The sequence below is a fragment of the Pseudomonas azotoformans genome (assembly GCF_900103345.1).
Taxonomy (GTDB): Bacteria; Pseudomonadota; Gammaproteobacteria; order Pseudomonadales; family Pseudomonadaceae; genus Aquipseudomonas; species Aquipseudomonas azotoformans.
Genome location: NZ_LT629702.1, coordinates 758336 through 775048 on the forward strand (window position 1 = coordinate 758336; position 16713 = coordinate 775048).

The 16713-nt window shown below is 62.7% G+C and carries 12 protein-coding genes; 8 read left to right on the plus strand and 4 right to left on the minus strand.

Annotation, left to right across the window (positions count from 1 at the left end):
- Positions 1-2 precede the first annotated feature (2 nt).
- Complete coding sequence (locus BLR69_RS03270; protein ID WP_071495272.1) at positions 3-1961, plus strand: MacB family efflux pump subunit; 1959 nt, start codon at positions 3-5, stop codon at positions 1959-1961.
- A gap of 116 nt (positions 1962-2077) precedes the next feature.
- Here the strand turns inward: BLR69_RS03270 and BLR69_RS03275 are convergent, their stop codons facing one another.
- Positions 2078-2749, minus strand: coding sequence for a response regulator transcription factor (locus BLR69_RS03275; RefSeq protein ID WP_134434925.1), 672 nt, complete (start codon positions 2747-2749; stop codon positions 2078-2080).
- A gap of 155 nt (positions 2750-2904) precedes the next feature.
- Positions 2905-4140 (minus strand): methionine gamma-lyase, encoded by a 1236-nt coding sequence (locus BLR69_RS03280; RefSeq protein WP_071495270.1) that lies wholly within the window; start codon positions 4138-4140, stop codon positions 2905-2907.
- A 123-nt stretch (positions 4141-4263) separates the two neighbouring features.
- Here BLR69_RS03280 and BLR69_RS03285 point away from each other — a divergent pair, with 123 nt between their 5' ends.
- The 5 genes from BLR69_RS03285 to BLR69_RS03310 all read left to right on the plus strand — a co-directional run bounded on the left by BLR69_RS03285 (position 4264) and on the right by BLR69_RS03310 (position 9801).
- Positions 4264-4734, plus strand: coding sequence for an Lrp/AsnC family transcriptional regulator (locus BLR69_RS03285; RefSeq protein WP_071495269.1), 471 nt, complete (start codon positions 4264-4266; stop codon positions 4732-4734).
- A gap of 941 nt (positions 4735-5675) precedes the next feature.
- Positions 5676-6266: an antibiotic biosynthesis monooxygenase gene (locus tag BLR69_RS03295; RefSeq protein WP_071490110.1), complete on the plus strand. Its 591-nt coding sequence runs from the start codon at positions 5676-5678 to the stop codon at positions 6264-6266.
- Positions 6263-8101: an amidohydrolase gene (locus tag BLR69_RS03300; protein ID WP_071495268.1), complete on the plus strand. Its 1839-nt coding sequence runs from the start codon at positions 6263-6265 to the stop codon at positions 8099-8101. Before BLR69_RS03295 ends, BLR69_RS03300 begins: the two co-directional genes overlap by 4 nt.
- Positions 8102-8130: 29 nt before the next feature.
- Positions 8131-8748 (plus strand): isochorismate family cysteine hydrolase YcaC, encoded by a 618-nt coding sequence (gene ycaC / locus BLR69_RS03305; RefSeq protein ID WP_058425558.1) that lies wholly within the window; start codon positions 8131-8133, stop codon positions 8746-8748.
- 171 nt (positions 8749-8919) lie between these two features.
- Positions 8920-9801: a LysR family transcriptional regulator gene (locus tag BLR69_RS03310; protein WP_058425557.1), complete on the plus strand. Its 882-nt coding sequence runs from the start codon at positions 8920-8922 to the stop codon at positions 9799-9801.
- On the opposite strand, the gene BLR69_RS03315 is transcribed toward BLR69_RS03310, so the two are convergent.
- Together BLR69_RS03315 and BLR69_RS03320 are read right to left on the minus strand one after the other, a co-directional pair.
- Complete coding sequence (locus BLR69_RS03315; RefSeq protein ID WP_071495267.1) at positions 9788-10825, minus strand: AraC family transcriptional regulator; 1038 nt, start codon at positions 10823-10825, stop codon at positions 9788-9790. The genes BLR69_RS03310 and BLR69_RS03315 overlap by 14 nt on opposite strands.
- Position 10826: 1 nt before the next feature.
- On the minus strand, positions 10827-11741 hold the full coding sequence (locus BLR69_RS03320) for a GGDEF domain-containing protein (RefSeq protein WP_071495266.1): 915 nt from the start codon (positions 11739-11741) through the stop codon (positions 10827-10829).
- 416 nt (positions 11742-12157) lie between these two features.
- Here BLR69_RS03320 and BLR69_RS03325 point away from each other — a divergent pair, with 416 nt between their 5' ends.
- Both BLR69_RS03325 and BLR69_RS03330 read left to right on the plus strand, forming a co-directional pair.
- Entirely contained in the window at positions 12158-14671 is a 2514-nt protein-coding gene (locus BLR69_RS03325) for a TonB-dependent receptor (RefSeq protein WP_071495265.1), read from the plus strand.
- 144 nt (positions 14672-14815) lie between these two features.
- Positions 14816-16678 (plus strand): phytase, encoded by a 1863-nt coding sequence (locus BLR69_RS03330; protein ID WP_071495264.1) that lies wholly within the window; start codon positions 14816-14818, stop codon positions 16676-16678.
- Positions 16679-16713: the final 35 nt, after the last annotated feature.

Below are 16713 nucleotides of genomic sequence, written 5' to 3' on the forward strand. Positions count from 1 at the left end.
GGATGACCCAGCCACTGTTGGAACTCAAGGGCATCACCCGCAGTTTCATGGCCGGCGAGCGTGAGTTCATTGCGCTCAAGGGCATCGACCTGACGATTCACGCCGGGGAAATGGTCGCGATCATCGGCGCCTCGGGCTCGGGTAAATCGACCCTGATGAACATCCTCGGCGGCCTGGATTACGCCACGGCCGGCAGCTACAAGATCAATGGTATCGAGACCCGCTCATTGGGCGACGAGCAATTGGCCGAACTGCGCCGCGATTACTTCGGCTTTATCTTCCAGCGCTACCACTTGCTGGCGCACTTGAGCGCCTTGCACAACGTGGAGATGCCGGCGATCTATGCCGGTACACCGGAGACCGCGCGCCATAGCCGTGCGCGGGAGTTGCTGGCGCGCCTGGGGTTGGCGGGCCACACCAGCCACCGTCCCAGCCAGCTGTCGGGCGGGCAGCAGCAGCGGGTGAGTATCGCTCGGGCGTTGATGAACGGCGGTGAAGTGATCCTCGCCGACGAACCCACCGGCGCCCTCGACACCCACAGCGGCAAGGAGGTCATGCGTATCCTCGCCGAGCTGCACGCCGCGGGGCACACGGTGATTATCGTGACGCACGACCCCAAGGTCGCGGCGAACGCCCAGCGCATCGTCGAGGTGTGCGATGGCGAGATTGTCAGCGACAAGGCCAACGAGAGTGTCGGCCTGGAGCTGCCCAGCGAAACCCCCATCGAGTCCAAGCGCAGCGGCGCCAGGCGTCTGGTGGCGAGCTTGGGGTTGTTCAAGGAGGCCTTCAATATGGCCTGGGTCGCGCTGGTGTCCCATCGCATGCGGACCTTGCTGACCATGCTCGGTATCGTCATCGGCATCACCTCGGTGGTGTCGATCTCGGCCATCGGTGAAGGCGCCAAGCGTTATGTGCTCAAGGACATCCAGGCGATCGGCAGCAACACCATCGATATCTTTTCCGGCACCAGCTTCGGCGACAGTCGCGCATCGGCCATCGAGACCTTGATGCCCTCGGATGTCGACGCCTTGAACCAGCTGTATTACGTCGACAGCGCCACGCCGGTGGTGGGGCGCAACCTGTTGCTGCGCTTTGGCAATATCGACCTGGATGCGCAGGTCAACGGGGTGAGTGACCGCTACTTCAAGGTCAAGGGCCTGAAGCTCGAAGCGGGTATCGCCTTCAGCGAAAGCGATGCGCGGCGCCAGGCCCAGGTGGTGGTGATCGACCACAACACCCGCCATCGTCTGTTCGGGCCGAACGTCGACCCGCTGGGCCAGGTGATCCTGGTGGGTAACCTGCCGTGCACGGTGATCGGGGTGACGGCCGACAACAAAAACATGTTCGCCGCCAGCAAGGCATTGAATGTGTGGGTGCCGTATGAAACGGCGGCGGGGCGCCTGTTGGGGCAACGCCATCTGGACAGCATTACTGTGCGCATCAAGGACGGCCAGCCGAGCAAGGTGGTCGAAGACAACGTCAACAAGCTGATGCTGCAACGCCACGGCACCAAGGATTTCTTCACCAACAACCTCGACAGCATCATGCAGACGGTGCAGAAAACCAGCCGCTCCCTGGCACTGTTGCTGTCGTTGATCGCGGTGATTTCGCTGCTGGTGGGCGGTATCGGGGTGATGAACATCATGCTGGTGTCTGTGACCGAGCGCACCCGTGAGATCGGTATTCGCATGGCGGTGGGCGCCCGGCAATCGGACATTCGCCAGCAGTTCCTGGTGGAGGCGGTGATGGTGTGTTTGATCGGCGGGCTGATCGGGATCTCGCTGTCCTATGCCCTGGGCTTTCTGTTTTCGTTGTTTGTGAAGGAATGGGAGATGGTGTTTTCCCTGGGCTCGGTCATCACCGCGTTTGCCTGTTCGACATTGATCGGCATCGTGTTCGGCTTTGTGCCGGCGCGGAATGCGGCGCGGCTCGATCCGATCGAGGCCTTGGCAAGGGATTGATAGGGCCGAATGTGGGAGGGGGCTTGCCCCCGATTGCTGTGTATCAGCCACAATTTATGTTGCTGACCCACCGCCATCGGGGGCAAGCCCCCTCCCACATTCAGACCGGTGTCGTCTTAAAAACCAGCGGTGTCCTCAGTGGCATACATCCACCGCAGCAACGAATGCCGCCCGCTGATCCCCAGCTTGATCGCCGCACGTTTCAGGTAACTCTCGATGGTGTTGACCTTCAACGCCAATTGCTCCGCCAACTCCGGCGCCGTGCGCCCGGCCAGCAGGCCGACGCACACTTCGAGCTCACGGTTGGAGAGGGTCAGCCCCGATTGCACCAGGCGTTCCTCGATGCGCCGGCGCAGGGTTTCGAGGCCCTGGTTTTCCGGGTTCACCGGCTCGCTGTCCTGGCGGCACGGCTGGATCGCGGCGATGTGTTTTTCGACCATGGGCAGCAGCAGGGTGGAGAAGTCCTGCAGCATGCTGCGCTCCTGCGGCGAGAAATTTTCGGACTGGTGTGAGCGATACACCGATAACACATAGCGCACGTCGTCGCGGCGGCGGGTGAGGTGCAATTGTGCCGCAGGTTGCTCTTCGCCCAAGGCTTCTACCGAGTCGGTGTAGACCGGGCTGATCTTGCGGCGGACCTGCCCTTCGGCACTCAGCTGCAATTGCCTGATATGGGTGGCGTCCACGGCCAGTTGGGTGAGGATCAGGTCATGCAGCATGCGCGGAAAATGGCGGCTGCCGGTGCTGGCGATGACCTTGCCAATATGGGGAAACAGCTGTGAGTTCATCAATTCGTCCATGAGGCGTGCAGGTATTCGGCCTTATAGCGACGGGGATTAAGAGGCATGCCAATGCGAATAACCTGCGGTGATAATCCTTCCCGCCGGAACCTATGCTAGTACAGCCTGGCGGCGGGAAGGGGATCCAATCTAAAAAAATTGGATTAGACACTCACGAGTTTGGACTTGTGTTGCGGCGTGCGCGTGCATTTGGCCAGTGCCTGATGCACATCGGCCAGCAGGTCGGCGACGTCCTCAAGGCCCACCGACAACCGCACCAGCCCTTCGCTGATACCGTGCCGGGCGCGTTGCTCCGGGGTGTAGGTGGAGTGGGTCATGCTTGCCGGGTGCTGGGCCAGTGACTCGGCGTCGCCCAGGCTGACCGCACGGGTAAACAGCTTGAGTGCATTCATGAAGCGCCGGCCGGTTTCGATCCCGCCCTTGAGTTCAAAGGCGATCATGCCGCCGGGCATTTTCATCTGCCGTGACGCCAGTTCGTATTGTGGAAAAGAACGCAGCCCCGGGTAAGTCACGCGCTCCACGGCGGGGTGCGCCTGCAAGGCTTCGGCTACCGCCTGGGCGTTGCTGCAATGGCGGTCCATGCGCAGGGCCAGGGTCTTGAGGCCGCGCATCAACAGCGAGGCATCCTGGGGCGACATGACGGCGCCGGTCAGGTCCTTGAGGCCTTGCAGGCGAATGCGCTGGGCCAGCGCCTGGCTGCTCACGGCAATGCCCGCAGTGATATCGCCGTGGCCGCTCAGGTATTTGGTCGCCGAATGCACCACCACATCGGCGCCCAGTTCCAGGGGGCGTTGCAGGTAGGGCGTGCAGTAGGTGTTGTCGACCACCACGGTGATGTCGGGTTGCTGGTGGGCGAGGGCGGCGACGGCGGCGATATCCACCAGTTGCAGGTTGGGGTTGGCCGGGGTTTCGCAGTAGATCATGCGGGTCGCGGGGCTGAGCGCGGCTTGCAGGGCCGCCAGGTCGGTGAGGTCGACATGTCGCACCTTGATGCCGAACTCGCCGATGCCGTGGTGCAGCAGGGCGAAGGTGCAACCGTACAGCGTCTGGCTGACGATCACCTCGTCGCCGGGGCGCAGCAGGGTCCAGAACGTTGCGGCAATCGCCCCCATCCCGGAACTGAACGCCACCGCCGCCTCACCGTTTTCCAGGGTCGCCATGCGCGACTCCAGCAGTGCCAGGGTCGGGTTGGAAATGCGCGTATAGAAGTGGCCGCTGGCTTCGCCGGCAAAACAGGCGGCGCCGTATTCGGCGGTGGGGAAGGCAAAGGTGGCAGACAGGTAAATCGGCGGGACGAGCGCGCCGTGGTGGTCCTTGGGGTCGTAGCCGTGGTGGATGGCGCGGGTGGAAAAGCCGAATGCATTGTGTTTATTGTTCATGTCGGACGCTCCTTATTTCCTACAATGCTATGCTCATAACCACAGATGAATTTTGCAATATTTGCTGCTAAATCCCGCGTCCTGGGATGAAAACCTCATAAAAATAACGAATAGAGGCACGTTATGCCTGTCAGTCTGGATCGCACCGATAAAGCGCTTTTAAACGCGTTGCAAGGTAATGCTCGCCTCACGGTGGCCGAATTGGCCGACCGCGTTTCCCTGACGACCTCGCCGTGTTGGCGCCGGGTGCGCAACCTGGAGGAGAGCGGGGTGATCAGTGGGTACCAGGCGATTCTCTCGCCCAAGGCGCTGGGGTATGGGGTGACGGCCTTTGTCAGCATCATGATGGAGAGTCATACCCAGGACATTGCCCGGGCATTCGAGCAGCGGCTGTTGGAGATTCCCGAGATTGTGGCGTGTCATAACGTGTCGGGGCGGTATGATTTTTTGTTGGAAGTGGTGGCGAAGGATCTGGAGTCGTTTGGGGAGTTTGCGCGGGAGGTGTTGCAGACGTTGCCTTGCGTCAAGGAGATTTATTCGAGTTTTTCCTATAAGTCGGTGAGGGGGTTGCGGGTGATTCCGGTGCCGGGGTGATTGGGTGGTGGTGTCGTATTGTGTACATATCCGTTGCTGCGGTAACGGCCACCTATGGTTCCGCTCTTACAGCGGCTCACTTTTGGAAAGGCCGGAATGCCGGCCCAGCCAAAAGTAAGCAAAAGGCCTTCGCCCCAACACTCGGTGCCTCGCTTAGGCTCGGCATGCCCTCACTCCGGCTTGAATCCGTGGGCCGCCGCCACGCGCCATCCATGGCGCGGGGCGGCTAACCCGGCGTCCTGCCGGGTTACCCACGGATTCAAGCCTGCGTTCGGCCAGCGTGTTTGACGGGGCGCCGAAGATCAAAAGCAAGAGCGACTCGCTGCGCATCGTAGATACGCTTTTTGTTCTGTGTTAGCGCCTTACTGTGTTGCCGGCTTACTGTGGTGAGCGGGCTTGCCCCGCGTTGGGCTGCGAAGCAGCCCTAAGACCAGTGAGGGCGCCGCGTGCATTCTGGCTTCCCGCATCATCGTTAACGACCATCGCGGGCAAGCCCGGCTCCTACAGAGGAACGCGTATGCCTCAACGATCCGGTCGGCTATTCGGCCGCCGCGCTTTGCTTTTGATTTTGATCTTAGGCGCCCCGTCAAACACGCTGGCCGGAATTCGGCAGGGATTTGGGGGGTAAACCGGCAGGGATGCCGGTTTAGCCGCCCCGCGCCATGGATGGCGCGTGGCGGCGGCCCCCCAAATCCCTGTCGAATTACGGGCACACCGAGCCTAAGCGAGGTGCCGAGTGTTGGGGCAAGAGCCCTTTGCTTACTTTGGGGCTTTTCCAAAGTGAGCCGCCGTAAGGGCGGAACCAATATCCGCCATCACCCAAATAACGGATATGTCCCCAATCCAACCCAACCCCCCAAACAGCACGTACATCCAATTTTCCCCACCCCATCCCCCCTCAAACTCCCTCATCGCTGAATCTTCAAGGCAGAGGGACACCCATGGACCCAACCACAAAACCAGGCCCCGACGAAGTCGTCACCCTGGTGGTCAAACACCTCATCAAACCCGGCCTGGAGGCCGACTACGAAGCCTGGCTGCGCCGCATCGTGCGCATTGCCGGCGACCGCCCTGGCCACCTCGGTGTCGACGTGGTACGCGGCAAACAGGGCAATTTGGCGCTGTTTACCTGTGTGTTGCGCTACCGTTCCACCGATGACCTGCAAACCTGGCTCGACTCCCCCGAGCGCAAAACCCTGATCGCCGAAGCCGCGCCCATGCTTGCCGACGGTGACAACACCGAAATCGGCGCGGTCAACGAATTCTGGTTCAACCCCGAAACGCCAAACGCCGCCAAGCCGCCGCGCTGGAAGCAGGCGGTGGTCACCCTGTGTGTGATCCTGCCGCTGACCCTGCTGGTGCCGATCGTGTGGGGCCCGGTGCTGCGCCTGCACCCGTTCCTCTCCAACTACGTGGTCGCCACGTTCCTGGTGACCGTGACCATCGTCGTGCTGGTGGTCTACCTGCTGATGCCGGCGGCCACCCGCCTGTTCGCTCCCTGGCTTGAAGCCTCTGTAAAGGAAACCCTATGAACGCCGATCTGATTCTGTTCAATGGCCAGTTCCACACCGTGGACCGTGAAAACCCGCGCGCCACGGCCGTCGCCATCCGCGAGGGGCGGTTTGTCGCCGTGGGTACCGACGGTGAAGCCATGGCCCTGCGCGGCAGTGGCACCCAGGTCATCGACCTCAAGGGCCGCACCGTCATCCCCGGCCTCAACGACTCGCACCTGCACCTGATCCGGGGCGGCTTGAACTACAACCTCGAACTGCGCTGGGAGGGCGTGCCGTCCCTGGCCGATGCCCTGCGCATGCTCAAGGACCAGGCCGACCGCACCCCGACCCCGCAATGGGTACGTGTGGTAGGGGGCTGGAACGAATTCCAGTTCGCCGAAAAACGCATGCCGACTCTGGAAGAACTCAACCAGGCGGCGCCGGATACCCCGGTGTTCGTGCTGCACCTGTACGACCGCGCCTTGCTCAACCGCGCAGCGCTGCGTGTGGCTGGCTACACCAAGTACACGCCGAACCCGCCGGGCGGCGAGATTGTGCGGGACAGTAACGGCAACCCCACCGGCATGCTGGTGGCGCGGCCGAACGCGATGATTCTGTATTCGACCCTGGCCAAAGGCCCGAAACTGCCGTTGGAGTACCAGGTCAACTCGACCCGCCAGTTCATGCGTGAACTCAACCGCCTGGGCCTCACCAGTGCCATCGACGCCGGCGGCGGTTTCCAGAACTACCCCGATGACTACGCGGTGATCGAGCAACTGGCCAAGGACCAACAGTTGACGGTGCGCATCGCCTACAACCTGTTCACCCAGAAGCCCAAGGAAGAACTCAGCGACTTCAAGAACTGGACCGGCAGCGTCACCCTGTATCAGGGCGACGATTACCTGCGCCACAACGGCGCCGGCGAGATGCTGGTGTTCTCGGCCGCCGACTTCGAAGACTTCCTGGAACCGCGTCCGGACCTGCCGTTGACCATGGAGCAGGAACTGGAGCCGGTGGTGCGCCACCTGGTTGAACAGCGCTGGCCGTTCCGTTTGCACGCCACCTATAACGAATCCATCTCGCGCATGCTCGATGTGTTCGAGAAGGTCAACCGCGACATCCCGTTCAACGGCCTGCCGTGGTTTTTCGACCACGCCGAAACCATCACCCCGCAGAACATCGAGCGTGTACGTGCCCTCGGTGGCGGTATTGCGATCCAGGACCGCATGGCGTTCCAGGGCGAATATTTTGTCGAGCGCTACGGCGCCAAGGCCGCCGAAGCCACGCCGCCGATCAAGCGCATGCTGGCCGAAGGCGTGCCGGTCGGCGCGGGCACCGATGCGACGCGGGTGTCGAGTTACAACCCGTGGACCTCGCTGTACTGGATGGTCAGCGGCCGCACCGTCGGTGGCCTGGAGTTGCATGCCGAAGGCTTGCCACGCCTGACCGCGTTGGAACTGTTCACCCATGGCAGCGCCTGGTTCTCGTCCGAGCAGGGCAAGAAGGGCCAGATCAAGGTCGGGCAGTTGGCGGACGTGGCGGCGCTGTCGGCAGACTTCTTCAGTGTCGATGAAGAAGCGATCAAGTGGATCGAGTCGGTCCTCACCGTGGTCGGCGGCAAGGTGGTCTACGGTGCCGGTGACTTCGAAGACTTCGCACCCCCGCGCGTGCCGGTACTGCCGGACTGGTCGCCGGTGGTCAAGGTGCCGGGTCACTGGCGCCCAGGCTCGCCGTTGCAGGCCCAGGTGCACCAGTGCAGCGGGCCGTGCGGCGTGCATGCCCACAGCCACGAAAAAGCCCGCCATTCCAGCGTGCCGGTCAGCGACTTCCAGGGTTTCTGGGGTGCGTTCGGCTGCTCGTGTTTTGCGTTTTGATTACCCATACCCCCGTAAGGAGTTGAACCATGGCTAGCCCTCGTTTGAACAAAGATGACGCCGTTGTACTGTTGGTCGACCACCAGACTGGCCTGATTTCCCTGGTGCAGGATTTCTCCCCCAACGAATTCAAGAACAACGTGTTGGCCCTGGCTGACGTCGCCAAGTTCTTCAACCTGCCGACCATCCTCACCACCAGCTTCGAAAGCGGTCCCAACGGCCCACTGGTGCCAGAGCTCAAAGCCCTGTTCCCGGACGCGCCGTACATCGCCCGCCCTGGCCAGATCAATGCCTGGGACAACGAAGACTTCGTCAAGGCCGTCAAGGCCACCGGCCGCAAGCAGATCATCATTGCCGGTGTGGTGACAGATGTGTGCGTCGCGTTCCCGACCCTGTGCGCGCTGGAAGAAGGCTTTGAAGTGTTCGTGGTCACCGACGCCTCCGGCACCTTCAACGAAACCGTACAACAAGCGGCCTGGGCGCGCATGACCGCCGCTGGAGCCCAACTGGTGAACTGGTTTGCCGTGGCCTGCGAACTGCAGCGCGACTGGCGCAACGACATGGAAGGCCTGGCCAACCTGCTGTCGCCACGCATCCCCAACTATCGCAACCTGATGAACAGCTACTCGGCGTTTACTGCCAAGTAACTGGCTCAGGTTATTCCTTGTGGGAGGGGGCTTGCCCCCGATGACGGTGTGTCAGTCACAACTTCTCTGACTGGCCCACTGCTATCGGGGGCAAGCCCCCTCCCACAATTTGTTTTGTGGTGTGTCCACTAACAGGCTATAAATCCGAGAAATGTCCACCGAGAAGCGACAATGAACCCCTTCGAAGACATGCGCCTGTTCTGCCAAGTCATGGAATCCGGCAGCTTCACCGCCGCCGCCGAACAGTTGGGCCTGTCCAAGCAATTCGTCAGCCGCCGCCTGATCCAGCTGGAAGATCGCCTCGGCGTGCGCCTGCTCAACCGCTCCACCCGCCGCCTGGATGTCACGCCACTCGGCCAGAGTTACTACGAATCCGCCCTACGCCTGCTCAGTGAAGTCGAGCAAGTCGAGCAGGGCATCGCCGGCCAGAACAGCGAGCCGCGCGGCACCATTCGCCTCAGCGCGCCGTTGTCGTTTGCCATGGCTCATCTGGGCTGCCTGTTACCACTGTTCCTGCAACGCCATCCCCAGGTGGCGGTGGAGGTCGACTTGAGCGACCGCCCCGTGGACCTGATCGGCGAAGGCTACGATCTGGTCTTGCGCATCGGCACCCTGGAAGATTCCACCCTGATTGCCCGGCGTATCGCCAGCATTCCCCGGGTGTACTGCGCCAGCCCCGACTACCTGGCTTTGCGTGGTACGCCGCAAAAACCCGATGACCTTGCCGACCACGACTGCCTGCCCTACGGCCACGGCCGCCAGGTGCAATGGCGCTTCAAGGGCAAGTTGCAGGCGCTGAGCGTGAGCGGGCGCATGCGGGTGAACAACGGCGACTTGCTGCGCGATACCGCCATCGCCGGTCTGGGCGTGACCTACCTGCCGACCTTTATCGTCGGCGAGGCGTTGAAGGATGGCCGCCTGGTCACGGTGCTGGACGAATTCGCCCCCGAAGACCTGACGCTGTCGGCGGTGTACCCCCAGCACCGGCAGAGTTCGCGACCGGTGCAGGCGCTGGTGGAATTCCTGCGTGAGCGCCTGGCTAGCGGCTGTTGAAGAGCTGGCGGATCAGGTTGGGCGTACTGCCGGTCCAGCGCTTGAATGAGCGGCGGAAGTTCGCCGCATCGTTGAAGTTCAGGTACGCCGCCACTTCATCATTGCTGTAGCCCTTGACCTGATACAGGTGCAACGCCACCTGCTTGCGCACGCGGTCCACCTGCTGCTGAAAGCCGGTGTCATGCTTGTGCAACTTGCGCTTGAGGGTCGCCGGGCTCATGGTGAAGGCCTGCGCAGCCTGTTCCAGGCTGGGCGGTTGGCGTACCTGTTCGTGCAGATAGTCGTAGAGGCAGTCGAGAAAACTGCTGGAGAAGCCCAGTTGTTCGATCTGCACACGGGCTTGCTGGCGTGCCACCTGGCCGGCGGTGGCCGAGGCACCTGGCCAGGCGCGGGTGAGGTATTCGCGGGGGATACTCAGCATATCCAGCGGCCGTTCGAAGCGCGTCTCTTCACCCAGATGTACCCAGTACTGCTCGACGTAGCGCGGTTCGGCATGGCTGAAGCTGCACGCCCACGGCAGGCGCTCGCCACTGAGCCACTGGCTCATGGCAACCAGCGAGGTCATGCTGGCTTCCAGCAAAAACCGCCAGTGCTCGCCGGCGCCGCAACTGTCCCGCCAGTACAGGTAGGCGTGATGCGTATCCAACTCCAGTTGCAGGGTGACCAGCGGGCTGAGCAGCACCTGTTGCTGGATCAGGATCTCCAGGGCCTGGTGCAGGTTCTGCGCATGCCCCAAGGCATGGCTGGCCGCGCCGTAATAACCGGGCAAGAGCCGCTGGCCGAACAGAAAACTGCTGTCGTCGGCGTCGAGCAGTTTGCGACTGTTGCCGATCAAGCCGAAAAACTGCTGCGGGCTCAAGCGCGCCGTGCCGGCCAGGATGTCCTCGTGAAACAGCCCGGTGCCGCGCAGCAGGCGATGGCTGTCGATGTCCCGGGACAAGGCCAGGTCGATCAGCGTGGCGGGTTGGTAGTGCCCCGGTATGAAGCGGCTGTCGGCTTCGTACCAACTGGTTTTCACGGCCATTTCAGGCGCTTTTCGCCAGGGGTTGCTTGGCCCTGGCCAGGGCCAGGTTGAGGCGCTTGAGCAAGTCCTGGGGCGGCTCGTCCAGGGCCATGACCACGGCGGTGGTCGCCGCCAGTTGCAGGCGCTCACCGTGCAGCCGGGTCTTGTGCGCGAGGCCGCGCACTGCCTGCTGCAACTCCAGCGCCAGTTCCTTGGCCTGGCGCTCACCGGTGTTGGGCAGCAGCACCACAAAACGGTCGCCGGCCAGGCGGCACAGCAGGTCCTGGCGGCGCAGGTTGAGCAACAGCAAATGGCTGAGGGCCTGCAGCACCGCATCGCCTTCGGCATGCCCGTAGGCCTGGTTGATGGCCGCGAAGTGGTCCAGGTCCAGGGCTAGCAGGGACAGCGGTTGCTGCTGGGTCTGGCTGTCTTGCAGGCTGTCGGCCAACTGGCGCTTGAGGTAGTCGGCGCCGGCCAGGGGCGTGAGTTTGTCGAACAGCCGATGCTCGCGGAACAGTCGCTCGCGTTTCTCCATCTGTGCGCTGATCGCCAGTTGTTCGCGGTGCCAGTGGTAGATGCCGATGGTCAGCAGGATCATGCCCACCGGCATCGGCCCGGACTCCAGCCAGTGGTCCCAGGTGATGCTGTCGGGCAGGCGGATAAATTCGTCGAGGCTGTCGATCCACCACGAGAAGAAAATGCATGACAGCCCCAGCGCCAGGTAGTTGGTCACGCGCCCGGCGGGTCGGCTTTTCAGCACCAGCCCCAGCCAGACCAGGGCGAGCAGGGCGGAACCGCCTTCACCGAAGATATCCAGCCACACCCATTCGCTGACGCTTTTCAACTCGCCGCAGGCCAGGTGCAGGATCAGCCCCAGGTTGGCGGCGATCAGCAGCAGGGAGAGTTTCCAGCGGTGGGGTTTGAGCACGGAAAACATGGCCGCGAGTCCTTGCAAGGTTCAGTCGTGGGCGCCAGCACAGCAGATGGATGTGACGGTTGCGTGACGCAGGGCAGGGGTCGAATCAGCTCATCTCACCGACAACAAAGGTCAAAGAATGTGGGAGGGGGCTTGCTGTGGTGAGGGGGCTTGTCCCCCGACAGGTTCACTGATGATCCGGTGGGTCTGCTTCGCAGACCAGCGCGGGGCAAGCCCGCTCACCACAGCAAGCCCCCTCCCACAGTTGATCTTCACAGGTCATTTCAGCTCATTCCAACTCAAGATGCTGCTCAAACCCCCGGTTTACGGGGCTCCGCGCCACTCGCTGTCACAGAACCGTCATCCCCCACCCCTAGCGTGCCCTCCCAGTTGCCGGGCCTCTTGCCTGGCGCCAACGGACTCTTGGGGAGGATTGCATGTACAAGCGCACCGGGCTCGTCAGCTTCACGCTTACTGCCTTGGCCCTGGCGATTGCCAGCGAGCGGCTCAACGCGGCCGAAGCGGCCAACACCGAGCACGTCGAAGTGGTCGGCCAGGCAGCGGCCATCGACCAGGCGCTCAAGGAGCAACGCAATTCGGACAGCATCAAGAGTGTGGTGCATGCCGACGGCGTGGCCCAGTTGCCGGATGAAAACGTCGCCGAAGCGGCGCAGCGCCTGCCGGGCATCAGCGTGGAGCGCGACCAGGGCGAAGGGCGCTTCGTCAGCGTGCGTGGCCTGGGCCCGGACCTCAACAGCGTGACCATCAACGGCACCCTGGTACCCGCCCCGGAGAGCGCTCGCCGCGCGGTGGCTCTCGACGTGCTGCCCGCAGAACTGGTGCAATCGCTGTCGGTGATCAAGACCCTCACCCCGGACATGGACGCCAACTCCCTCGGCGGCACGGTGGATGTGCAAAGCCTGTCGGCCTTCGACCACAAGGGCCTGTTCTACACCGGCAGCAGCGAGGCCAGCTACGACAAGAACACGAGCCAGACCAGCCCCAAATTCTCCGGCGCGGCCAGCAACCGTTTCAGTCTTGGCGACGGCATCGACAATTTTGGTGTGGCCGCCGCACTGAGCTGGCAGAAGCGCGACTTCGGCTCGGACAACGTCGAGACCGGCGGCGCCTGGGACTTCACCGACGGCGCCCGACTCAACGAGTTCGAACAGCGTGACTACGACATCAGCCGCGAGCGGGCCGGTGGCGGCCTGAACTTCGACTACAAACCCGATGACCTCAGCAGCTACTACCTGCGCACCCTCTACAGCCGCTACAAAGACACCGAAACCCGCAACTCCACCAGCCTCGAATTCGCCGACCCGCAGGCCCCCGGCCAACTGGGCGATGCCGAGGGCAAGCGCAAGCTGAAGAACCGCGAAGAGACCCAGCAAATCCAGTCCTACGTATTTGGCGGCGAACGCATGCTCGGCCTGTGGACCCTGAGCGGCCAGGCCGGCTACAGCCAGTCCAGCGAAGACAGCCCGGCGCACATCGCCGGCGCCACCTTCGACGGCGGCGACTTTGCCAACAGCGGCTTCTATGACAAGGACAAGCCCCGCCCGATCATCGACAGCGGCTTCTACGACGCGCGCAACTTCAGCCTCGACAAAGTCGACTGGGAAAAACAGAACACCCAGGACACCGAGAAAAACCTGCGCCTGGACCTGGCCCGCGACTACGACCTGAGCGGCTATGCATCCCAGGTCAAATTCGGCGGCAAGGTCAGCCGCCGCAACAAGGACAACGATCTGGAAGCCTGGGTCTACAAAGATTTCGACACCCTTGGTTTTACTGCCGATCAGCTCAACCTCAGCCAGTTCCAGAAGGGCAACGTCGACTACCGCCTGGGCAATTACGGCCCCGGCATCAGCCCCAGCGCGATCAAGCAGCTGATCGGCAGCCTCAACCCGGCGGACTTCTATGACGAGACCGAATCGCGGGTCAACGACTTCACCATTCGCGAAGACATCAACGCCGGCTACCTGATGAACACCGTCGATATTGACGACTGGCGCTTTATCGCCGGGCTGCGTTACGAAGGCACCGAGTTCGAAGCCAAGGGCACCGGCGCCACCGATGGCGTATTCACCCCGACCGATACCAAACGCCGCTATCACCATTGGCTGCCGGGCCTGCATGCGCGCTACCAGATCGACAAGAACACCCAGGTGCGCGCGGCCTGGACCAAGTCCGTGGTCCGCCCGACCTTTGGCCAGTTGGCGCCGGGTTTTGTGATCGATGATGACGAAGCCACCTTTGGCAATCCGAACCTCAAGCCCCTGGAATCGAGCAACCTGGACCTGGGCATCGAGCACTTCATGGGCCGCGCCGGCACCGTCTCGGCGTTCGTGTTCTACAAGGACATCAAGAATTTCGTCTACAACACCGACCTGGCCGGCACCGGCGCCTGGACCAACTTCGCCGAGGCCCATACTTACGCCAACGGCGACAGCGCCAAGCTCTATGGCCTGGAACTGGCTTACTCACAGAAGTTCGACTGGCTGCCCGCGCCGTGGAACGGCCTGCTGATCGGTGCCAACAGCACGTTCAGCCGCTCCAGCGCCGACATCGAAGGTTTCGACAGTGCCAGTGGCACGAACCGCAAGCGCAATATCAGCCTGCCCAACCAGTCCGACACCGTCGGCAACCTGATGCTTGGCTGGGAAGACGACACGCTCAGCCTGCGCCTGTCGGCCAACTACAAATCGGCCTACCTCTACGAGTTGGCCTCGATCAACGACAAGGCCCACGACCTGCACGTCGACGCCCAGACCTTTGTCGACTTCAGCGCACGCTACTCGCTGACCAAGAACCTGCAAGTCAGCTTCGAGGCCCAGAACCTCACCGATGAGTCGTACTTCGTCTACACCGGCCACCGCAGCTACAACGGCCAGTACGAAGAGTACGGCCCGACCTACAAAGTTGGCCTGACCTTCACCCACTTCTAACCCATACCTCGGTCGAAATGCGGGAGGGGGCTTGCCCCCGATGGCTGTGGCCCAGCTGGCATCTGTGTTGACTGACACACTGCTATCGGGGGCAAGCCCCCTCCCACATTGGATCTCCATTGTTTTTGACGGATTGACTCGTACATGAAGATTTCCAAGCTGTACCTGCTAATGGCCTTGACCCTCTGCGCACCGGCAATGGCCACGGACCTGGTCCTGACCCCTTGGGCTCCCAGCCTCAATGCCGAGGCCATGGCCGTGCTGAGCAGCACCGAACGCCTCACCGCCAGTACCCGCAACGGCCTGCAACTGCTCGACGCCAAAGGCACCGAACTCGCCCGCTTCAACGGCAACTTCAGCAGCCTCGACACCCGCGCTGCCGGCACCCAGGTACTGGTCGCCAGCCTCGACAACGACCGCCAGCAAGCCGTGCTGATCAACCTTGACGCGTCCGCCAAAAGCTTTGGCAAACCGCTGTACCTGCCCACCCGTGACTACCCGGTCAACGGCCTGTGCCTGTTCCGCGACGGCGCCGCCAACCTGTTTGTGTTCCTGGTGGGTGAAGAGGGCAAGGGTGAGCAGTGGCTGGTGGGCAACGGCTCGACGTTGCTCAGCGATCCCCAGCGTGTACGCGGTCTGCCGTTGCCGCCGTCGGCGCAGTTCTGCCAGGTGGATGACACCACCCAACAGCTGGTGGTGAATGAAGCAAACGTCGGCTGGTGGGCCTACCCGGCGCACCCGGAAGCCGAGGTCAAGCGCACGCCGGTGGCGTTGTTCGACAACCCCAAGCGTGAAGCGGGCGCCATGGCGCTGGTGCCGGGCGGGATGGTCGCACTCGATCCGAAGACGGCCCAGGTGCACCTGTTCCAGCACGTCGGCAAGGGCTGGGTCGAGCAACCGGGCCTGACGCTGCCAGGCCTCAAGGAACCGGAACAGCTCAGCGTCAACGGCCAGCAACTGCTGGTGCGCGATGACGACAATGGCAAGCTTTACCAGGGCACGCTCAGCTGGAAAGCCAAGCCTGTGACGGCGGAACCGGTACTGCCGGAAGTCGCTGCGGTGCGCCAGACCGACCCGGTCGGTCGACAGGGCGATGCGGCGGATGACCCGGCGATCTGGATTCACCCCGCACAACCGGAAAAAAGTCGCGTGCTTGGCACCAACAAAAAGCAGGGCCTGCTGGCCTACGACCTTGACGGCAAGCTGTTGCAGGAACTGGCGGTGGGGCGTCTCAACAATGTCGATGTGCGCCCCCACTTCAAGCTCGGCGCGCAGACTGTCGACCTGGCCGTGGCGAGCAATCGCGATCACAACAGCCTGAGCCTGTTCAGCATTGACCGCCAGAGCGGCGAACTGCGCGAAGCCGGTGAAGTGCCGACGCCGCTCAAGGAGATCTACGGCATCTGCCTGTTCCAGCCCGCCAGTGGCGAGCTCTACGCGATCGCCAACGGCAAGGACGGCACCTTCCTGCAATACCGCCTCAGCGCGCCGGATGGCCGGGTGCAGGGCGAGCTGGTGCGCCAGTTCAAGGTCGACAGCCAGCCCGAGGGTTGCGTGGCCGATGACCAGCGCCAGCGCCTGTTTATCGGTGAAGAAGACGTCGGCGTGTGGGCAGTGGATGCCCGCGCCGACCAGCCGGCCACGCTCACCAGCGTGATCAAGGTCGGCCCGCAGTTGCATGCGGATGTCGAGGGCCTGGCGTTGTACCAGAGCGACAAGCGCGACTACCTGGTGATCTCCAGCCAGGGCAATGACAGCTACCTGGTGCTGGATGCCGAGCCGCCGTTCGCCAGCCACGGTGCCTTTCGTGTCGGCCTGAACGCGGCAGCGGGGATCGATGGCGCTTCGGAAACCGACGGTCTGGAAGTGACGGCCATGAACCTCGGCGGGCCCTGGAGCAAGGGCATGTTGGTGGTGCAGGACGGCCGCAAGCGCATGCCCGAGCAGACCCAGAATTTCAAGTTCGTGCCCTGGGCCGAGGTGACCCGCACGTTGAAATTGCCGTAGGCGTCATCACCCGGTCATCACTTTTTTATCGAATA

Excerpts from the sequence above, each read along its gene's own strand:
- BLR69_RS03325 (WP_071495265.1), top strand. The coding sequence starts at position 12,158 with ATGTACAAGCGCACCGGGCTCGTCAGCTTCACGCTTACTGCCTTGGCC.
- ycaC (WP_058425558.1), top strand. The coding sequence starts at position 8,131 with ATGGCTAGCCCTCGTTTGAACAAAGATGACGCCGTTGTACTGTTGGTC.
- BLR69_RS03320 (WP_071495266.1), bottom strand. The coding sequence starts at position 11,741 with ATGTTTTCCGTGCTCAAACCCCACCGCTGGAAACTCTCCCTGCTGCTG.
- BLR69_RS03270 (WP_071495272.1), top strand. The coding sequence starts at position 3 with ATGACCCAGCCACTGTTGGAACTCAAGGGCATCACCCGCAGTTTCATG.
- BLR69_RS03285 (WP_071495269.1), top strand. The coding sequence starts at position 4,264 with ATGCCTGTCAGTCTGGATCGCACCGATAAAGCGCTTTTAAACGCGTTG.
- BLR69_RS03310 (WP_058425557.1), top strand. The coding sequence starts at position 8,920 with ATGAACCCCTTCGAAGACATGCGCCTGTTCTGCCAAGTCATGGAATCC.
- BLR69_RS03300 (WP_071495268.1), top strand. The coding sequence starts at position 6,263 with ATGAACGCCGATCTGATTCTGTTCAATGGCCAGTTCCACACCGTGGAC.
- BLR69_RS03315 (WP_071495267.1), bottom strand. The coding sequence starts at position 10,825 with ATGGCCGTGAAAACCAGTTGGTACGAAGCCGACAGCCGCTTCATACCG.
- BLR69_RS03275 (WP_134434925.1), bottom strand. The coding sequence starts at position 2,749 with ATGAACTCACAGCTGTTTCCCCATATTGGCAAGGTCATCGCCAGCACC.
- BLR69_RS03280 (WP_071495270.1), bottom strand. The coding sequence starts at position 4,140 with ATGAACAATAAACACAATGCATTCGGCTTTTCCACCCGCGCCATCCAC.
- BLR69_RS03330 (WP_071495264.1), top strand. The coding sequence starts at position 14,816 with ATGAAGATTTCCAAGCTGTACCTGCTAATGGCCTTGACCCTCTGCGCA.
- BLR69_RS03295 (WP_071490110.1), top strand. The coding sequence starts at position 5,676 with ATGGACCCAACCACAAAACCAGGCCCCGACGAAGTCGTCACCCTGGTG.